Origin of the sequence: Aeromicrobium sp. (genome assembly GCF_047606445.1) — a bacterium.
In the GTDB taxonomy this organism is placed as follows: domain Bacteria; phylum Actinomycetota; class Actinomycetes; order Propionibacteriales; family Nocardioidaceae; genus Aeromicrobium.
The window spans coordinates 1-5231 of sequence record NZ_JASGEK010000043.1; the positions used below are offsets into that span (position 1 = coordinate 1).

Genomic DNA, 5231 nt, shown 5'->3' on the forward strand with positions numbered 1-5231 from the left:
CCTCGGCGCGCTCGGCCCGAAGTTCGTCGGCACCGCCGACCACAAGACCCTCACCGCCGAACGTCAGACTGCCGAGGACGCCCTCATGGCCGCGCTCACCAACGGCGGTGAGTCCCGATGAGCGCCCGCCCCCGCGTCACCGCCCTGTGCTGCGAGTGCGGCCAGACCCGCACCGTCGCCGCCCGCTACACCGGCTGCCGCAAGCTCGGCGACTACCCGCCGCGTTGCCTCGGCGTCCTCGACGTCAAGTGCGACCAGTGCCGCAAGGTCACCTGGCACGCCAAGCTCGACAGCCTCAGCGACGGCCGCGACCACGCCGAGGCCCGCAACGAGCGGGAGACCCGCGCGCACCGGGAGGCATGGCACAGGGTCGCCGCCGTCGCCAACATCGAGCCCGTCGGCTACGACTCCCCGCACGCGCTGGTGTTCATCGAACAGTCACGCCTCGACAAGACGTGGACCGTGCAGCCCAACGACGCCCACCTGCTCGACCACCAGACCGAAGCGCTCGACATCGCCTACGAGATCGTCACCCGTGGCGCCCACGGCGGCCAGCCGATCAAGTGGGCCACCAACAAGGCCGGCCGACACGTGACCATCTCCTACCGGACCGACTCACGCCAGGCCGCACAGCTCGACGAACTCGCACGGCTCGGGCTCCTCCGCGACCCGGCGTGGAGCGCAGCATGAGCACGGCACAAGCCGCCGAGACGAGGACATGCCCGTCGTGGTGCAGCCTCCCGCCCGGTCACCACGACGACGGCGTGACGGCCTGCTGCACCCCGTCAGTGGGAGAGGCGGGCATCTGGGCGACCTGGGACGACGGCCCCGCCGCCGACGGCGAGGCGTGGATGGTGTCGTTCGACCTGTGGGTCGTGACCGGACGTGACGGCGCCGAGCTCGCCAACGAGCTGCGAGCCTGGGCCGACGACCTCACCGCGCTCGCCGAGGTCGTCGACGGAATCGAGCCCGACAGGGACCGATCATGAGGCGGCCGGTCTCACTCTCCATCGACCCGGCCGCGTTCGCTCGACTGCGCGTCGAGGTCTCAGGGGATCTCGACGACAGAGCGTCCCTGATCGCGGCCAGGGCGACGACCGTCAGGCCGAACCCCGCCCCGAACAGCTCGGAGATGCCCGAGACTCCCCGTCCCCGAGGGGGCTTTCGCCGAGCTTGACCCGCTCAGCGCGCCGTACGCGGCACGGTTGAGGTCCTTCAACGCCGAGAGGGACATGACCCAACCTCCTGGGGTCGATCTGAGGGGAAAATACCGGGGGAGAGAGGAACATTGCCGGCGCCGACCGGGCCACCCCGGCGCGCCTGGCGATCCGAACGCCCCTCCCCTCTCGGGCAATCGGTCAGCGAGATGAGAGGGCCACGACGGGGTGGCACCGCATGCTCGATGAGATGCGGTGCCACCCCGGTGGGGTAAGTCGCCCGCAAGCACATACCGACGACTCACCATCCGACCTCACAAAGGAACAGGGACGCGAGGCCGAAGTCTCGCCGTCAGTCCGGCAGGGTGATCTTCACGATGCCGAACGGGCGGACCACGTCGAGGTTCACGCGCGTCTCACACCGGGCCGTGATCTGGTTCCGCGTGAAGTTGTCACCCGGTGTGCCCCAGTCCATCCGCACGCTGCCGTCCTGGCGCAGCACCACCGAGTCCTCGCCGATGAGGTAGGCACTGCCAGCCGGGACGTTCGGGACGATAGCCACCGGGACGCCCCAGGCGCGACGGGTCGCGGAGTCGATCGGACCGCCGAAGTCGAACGCGCCCGAGGTGTTGCGCGTGGTCTCCATCTGCTCCCAGTCGGTGGCGTTGACGGCGAACCCACGCGGCTCCCTGCCGACGCCCTCCAGCTTGGTCAGCGCCGCACGTAGCGTCGTGATGCCGTCGACCTTCGCGTCCTGCACCTGGATCCCCGGCGTGTTGTCGATGCCGGTGAGGTTCTCGCCTGCCCCGTCGCCGGTGAGCACCTGGACCGCGAGCACGTCGTACAGCCCCGCGAGCATCTCACTGGACAAGAACGTGTCCAAGTTCGAGTTGTCCTCCAACATGAACTTGTCGATCGGCTCGGACAGGTGCGCGATGACCCGCAGCCGCCCCTCCACCTTCGTCGTGGTGTAGGTGCTGGTCGGCTTGGTCTCACCGGGAGCGACGAACGCGGCATTCGTGGTCCGCACCGTCTGCCGCAGGTAGGCGTAGGTCGGCGTGGCCTGCTGGGTCGTCGCGATGAGGTCCCACAGTCCCGTGGCGGGCTTGCTCAGCTCGATGGGCGTCGAACCGACGACAGGGGTGACGCCGATCGTCACACCCGCAGGAACGAGCGCCTTCTGTCCGAACTGGTCCGTCGCATGGAAGCCGCTCGCCAGCTTGCCCGCCAAGCTCTTTGACCGGGGGTTGAGGTAGCCGGACTTCGCGCCGTCGCCGCTGAGGCTGATGACCTCGTCGTCGTCCAAGCCGAAGATCGCCTGACGCAGCTCCTTCGACTTCGCCTCGCGCGCGAGCAGTCCGTCGAGGCGCTTGACCTCGGCGTGGTGCCCCTCGACCTCGGCGATCTCGGCATCCGTGAGATCACGTCCGCCGTCAGCCTTCGCGCGGTCGATGATGGCCTGGGCCGCCTTGAGCGCGGCGGCCCGCTGTTCCTTGAAGTTCACGGGTACTCCTTTGAGAGGTGGGCACGGCGTCGTGAATGACGCACGTGCGATGAGATGGCCCCCTCGGTCTCACCACGGGCGGATTGGCTACCGATGGCGGTGTTCGTCAAGGGTGAGGCTGGAACAGGCGGGCGGATTGGTTACCGATGGCCTTACCTCTGAACGCTGACACAACCCTCGTCCTCAGCCCTCGGACTTGGCCCGGGGGCCCCTCGTCCTTGACGCTCAGACTTGATCGTCTCAACCTCTGAGGACAGTCTACTCGTCAGCGACCCCAGACGCGAGGATCCCAGTGCGGGTGCTCCTCGTCGTCGTCCGGCGGGTCTTCGACGAGTGCCGACCAGTCCTCGGCCTCGCCCGACAGGTGCCACCACGGGCGACTCATCCGCCGTACTCCGCAGCCGGGAGGAAGTCCTCATGCTCGGGGCAGCCTCGTTGGTGGGCGATGTCGACGAAGGGCTGCATGTTCTCGTCCCACAGCACCCAGGCCTCGACCTCACAGTGCTGGCACTTGAAGGTGGCGGCGACTCCGATGAGGGCGATAGCCCGCAGCTCGTCGACGGGATCGACTACGTAGGTCATTTCGGTTCTGTCCTTTCAGGTTGACGGCGGTCCGTCGATTGGTCGGCGCCGGCCCATACGCCGGCGTGTTCAGGGTGGGCGGTCACGTAGTCGCGGCAGGCATCCAGCGCGGGGCAGGCGGCGCAGGCGTGGGCGGCGGCCTCGACGTGCTCGGGATCGTCGGAGAGCCACCAGTGGCCGCGCTCAGGCTCGACGCACGGCACTCGCCGACCGGCCTCGACGTGCGCGTGCAGCCCCTGCATGAGGTGGGCGAGAGCATCGGTCCGCGCGGGGTCGCTTCGACGGGTCATGCCGCGCCCTCCGCCGTGGTCAAACTGAGCAAGGGAGCGGCTTCACCTGGAGCCGTTCCCTCGTTCTCGGACGTCGACGTGTCGCCAGGGCCGCTGATGTCGCTGTCCGAAGGGAGCACCGAAGGGTGTGAAGGGAGCGGGTAACAGTTCCCCGCTCCCTTCACACCCTTCGTGCTCCCTTCGGAGGTCTCCCGGTCGACAAGGGTCCACACCCAGCCGCTGCCCATGCCGGATTTCCTCGACTCCACGAGACGCCCCTTGGCGCGCTTCAACTGGTCCTTGCTCCAGCCGCCGGCGGCCTGCCCCGCCCTGTACACGTCCTTGCTCGGCGCCTCTCCCCCGCACTCGACGAGGTAGTCGACGACCCAGGCGGCGGCGTCGCGTCGGTCGTCGCGCTCCTCGGGGTCGGTCCCGGCGTTGCGCAGGGCCTCGGCCACGGTCACGGCCGACTCGCCGAGCATGACGAGGCGGCCCGTTTCGGTCGGCCCCTTCGGCGTCGTGACGGTCGCGCCTTCGATCCGGTAGGCCAGGCTCGGCAGGTCGGACCGCCCGAGACTGTTCTTGACCTGGGTGATGATCCGTCGGTCGTCGTCGCTGGACTCGTCGCGGGCGAACCCGAACACGGACCGGGGGACGTTCTTGAACGCGCCTGACCCGGTGATGAGGTTGGCGGCGTCGGTGCCGCCGGCCTTGTTGAAGTGGCCGATGCCGAGGACGACGGCCCCGGTCCGGTCCGCGAGGCGCGCGAGCGGATCGAGTGCGGTCCTCACGTCGCTCTCCTTGTGCGTGTCCTTCACGTTGACGGCCGACACGAGCGGGTCGACGACGACCAGGGCGACCTCGTGGGCCGTGATGGTCTGCTCCAGTAGGGCCAGGTCCGACGGCAGGGAGAGGGTGAGATGGTCGCCCACCTCGTTGACGACCTCGAACCGTCCGACCCTGTCCAGGTCGGCGCCTGCGGCGATGAAACGAGCGACGATGGTCTTACGCCAGCTGTCCTCCACGGCCCCGTACAGGACGCGGCGGGGTGTCCCGTGGAGGCTGCCGGGAAGCGTGCCCCGGGTGACCTGCGCGGCGAGCCAGATGCCGAACGACGACTTGCCGGTCGCTTCCCTGCCCGCGGCCATCGACAGCGACCCGGCGGGGATACGCCCCAACCCCCCTTCGGCCCATGCCCAGACGACCGGCTCGGGCTCGATCTCCGATGCCCAGGTGACGACGGCTCGGCGCTCCAAGGGCGCGTAGTCCTCACTCATGCGGCCACCCCCACGGCTGGACGGGTCAGTGTCGCGGCGACCTCGTGCGGCCGCCACCCCTGAGCACGTAGCCGGGCGGCCTCGGCGAACAGCTCGGAGTCACTGACGCCCATAGCTCGACGGCCCATGTCGCTCGACCGCGCCGAACAGGGGTGGGGTGTCACAGTTCGCCACCGACATAGACGACCTGCTGACGCCCATTGAGCTGGTGAACCGAGGATGGGCCAAGGAACTTGCCGAGGGATTGAGCCAGAGCGTGGCAGCGCTAGAGAAAGCGTCATACGAGGCACTCATCTACCGCATGCAGCTTTGCCACCTAGTGGTGTGGCTCGCAAATAGGTATCTGTTTGTGTTGTAGGATGGAGCATGCGTTCTCCGGCAGCCCCCTTGAAGGTCTCCGCCTCCCAGCGTGAGGTGTTGGTCAAGGTGTCGCGTTCATCGA

General features: G+C 68.5%; 6 protein-coding genes. 2 read left to right on the forward strand and 4 right to left on the reverse strand.

The window, feature by feature from the left end; all coding sequences use genetic code 11:
• Positions 1-117: 117 nt before the first annotated feature.
• Entirely contained in the window at positions 118-690 is a 573-nt protein-coding gene (locus tag QM621_RS09050) for a hypothetical protein (protein WP_414990051.1), read from the forward strand.
• Positions 687-989 (forward strand): hypothetical protein, encoded by a 303-nt coding sequence (locus tag QM621_RS09055; protein ID WP_414990052.1) that lies wholly within the window; start codon positions 687-689, stop codon positions 987-989. The genes QM621_RS09050 and QM621_RS09055 overlap by 4 nt, the downstream gene beginning before the upstream one ends.
• Positions 990-1509: 520 nt before the next feature.
• Here QM621_RS09055 and QM621_RS09060 read toward each other — a convergent pair.
• The 4 genes from QM621_RS09060 to QM621_RS09075 all read right to left on the reverse strand — a co-directional run bounded on the left by QM621_RS09060 (position 1510) and on the right by QM621_RS09075 (position 4789).
• Entirely contained in the window at positions 1510-2661 is a 1152-nt protein-coding gene (locus tag QM621_RS09060) for a phage major capsid protein (protein ID WP_414990053.1), read from the reverse strand.
• Between the two features lie 381 nt (positions 2662-3042).
• Positions 3043-3243, reverse strand: a complete 201-nt coding sequence (locus tag QM621_RS09065; RefSeq protein WP_414990054.1) for a hypothetical protein — start codon at positions 3241-3243, stop codon at positions 3043-3045.
• Positions 3240-3533 (reverse strand): WhiB family transcriptional regulator, encoded by a 294-nt coding sequence (locus QM621_RS09070; RefSeq protein WP_414990055.1) that lies wholly within the window; start codon positions 3531-3533, stop codon positions 3240-3242. The genes QM621_RS09065 and QM621_RS09070 overlap by 4 nt, the downstream gene beginning before the upstream one ends.
• Complete coding sequence (locus QM621_RS09075; protein WP_414990056.1) at positions 3530-4789, reverse strand: AAA family ATPase; 1260 nt, start codon at positions 4787-4789, stop codon at positions 3530-3532. Before QM621_RS09075 ends, QM621_RS09070 begins: the two co-directional genes overlap by 4 nt.
• Positions 4790-5231 lie beyond the last annotated feature (442 nt).